Below are 1,839 nucleotides of genomic sequence, written 5' to 3' on the forward strand. Positions count from 1 at the left end.
GCGCCAGGCACTGGCGCATGTGCCGCACAAATGCCCGATTGATGTGAGGATCACAAGTTGAGGAAGTTTCCGGCGCCGACTTTTCATCTTTCGCCCGCTCGTCTACCAGTGGAGCCATCATGTTGAGCCGACCCAGATCGACGATTGCCCAGGCAGCGCGCGTCTTCGCGACGCTTTCGCTTGGCGTTGCCGTTGCAATGGCGAGTTCGGTCAGCGCCTTTGCCCAGAACGTGCCGGTGGTGCGCGACGCCGAGATCGAGGCGCTGGTTCGCGATTACGCGCGGCCGATCTTCAGGGCGGCTGGCCTGGCGAATGACGGCATCGACATCGTTCTGGTCAATGACCAGAGTTTCAACGCCTTCGTCACCGGGCGCCGGCTGTTCATCAACACCGGCGCGCTGATGACGGCTGAAACGCCCAACGAGATCATCGGCGTCATCGCCCACGAAGCCGGTCATATCGCCGGCGGCCACCAGCAGAAACTCCGCGACCAGCTTGAACGCGCCAAGACGATGGCCATCATCGCGACGCTGCTGGGTGCCGGTGCCATGGTCGCCGGCGCGACAACCAATAGCCGCGGCCTTGCCGGTGCGGGCGTGGGCGTAGCCGCCGGCGGCGGCGAGATGGCACAGCGCAGCATCCTCGCCTACCAGCGCACCGAGGAGATGACGGCCGACCGCTCGGCGATCACCTATCTCAACGCCACCGGCCAGTCCGGCATGGGCATGCTGAAGACGTTTCACCGCTTCCAGACTGCGCTGTCGCTCTCGGGCGCGCAAGTCGATCCCTACCGGATCAGCCATCCGATGCCGCGGGATCGTATCTCCAATCTCGAAGTGCTGGTGAAACAGAGCCCCAATGTCGACAGGCCGGACCCGCCCGCGCTGCAGCAGCGCCATGACATGGTGCGGGTGAAGATCGCCGTCTACATGGAAGGCCAGGCGGCTGCGTCGCGGCTGATGCGAAAGATGCAAGGGACCCTCGCCGCGCTATATGGCGACGCCCAGTCGACCTACCTGTTCGGCAACATCGCCGCCGCGCTCGCCAAGACCAATGCACTGATCAAGGCGCAGCCCAAGAACGCTTACTTCCAGGAACTGCGCGGCGACATCCTGATGAAGGCAAACAAACCCAAGGAAGCCGCGGACGCCTACGCCAAGGCGGTCAGCCTCGATTCGGCGCGGTCCGGTCTGCTGCCGGTGTCCATGGGCCAGGCGCTGATGGCCGTCGGCACGCCCGACTCTCTGAAAAAAGCCGTCGTGCAGATCAACAACGGCCTCGGGCGCGACAAGGAAAATTCAGCCGGGTATCGCTATCTGGCACAGGCCTACGGTGAGTTGGGTGACATACCGGGCGCCGAACTTGCCACCGCCGAAAGCCATTTCTATTCCGGCAACTACAAGGATGCGAAGATTTTCGCCATGCGGGCGCAGCAGCAGATGAAACGCGGCGAGCCGCGCTGGCTTCGCGCCCAGGATATCATAAACTACAAGCCGTCAACCAAGATCAAGTGAACCTTCCGGCCGCGCGCCACGACATAGCCAGACCGGAAAACAGGTAGAAGGAACAGGAACGATGAAAAAGGCACTGCTGCTGGGCACCACGGGGGTTGCGGTCGCCCTGGCCATGCTGGCTTTCGGATTCGTTGCCGGAAACCCGCAGATCGCCAAGGCCGGTACCGCACAGCCGGTCGAGACCGCGGCGGCCGATACCAAGATCGACCGCACCGAGGTCGAAGGCATCATCCGCGACTATTTGTTGAAAAACCCGGAAGTCCTCCTGGAAGTCCAGGACGCGCTTGAGGCCAAGCAGAAGGAAGAGCAGCGCATCGCTCATCTC

1 protein-coding gene and 1 pseudogene are annotated in these 1,839 nt (G+C 62.9%); both read left to right on the forward strand.

The features are described from left to right. The first annotated feature begins 119 nt into the window (after window positions 1-119). Window positions 120-1,514, forward strand: a complete 1,395-nt coding sequence (locus EN939_RS32535) for a M48 family metalloprotease (RefSeq protein ID WP_127271627.1) — start codon at window positions 120-122, stop codon at window positions 1,512-1,514. A gap of 61 nt (window positions 1,515-1,575) precedes the next feature. After that, window positions 1,576-1,839: pseudogene (locus EN939_RS32540) on the forward strand (DsbA family protein); the annotation flags it as partial.

The sequence above is a fragment of the Mesorhizobium sp. M7A.F.Ca.CA.002.05.1.1 genome (genome assembly GCF_003998335.1).
GTDB lineage: Bacteria > Pseudomonadota > Alphaproteobacteria > Rhizobiales > Rhizobiaceae > Mesorhizobium.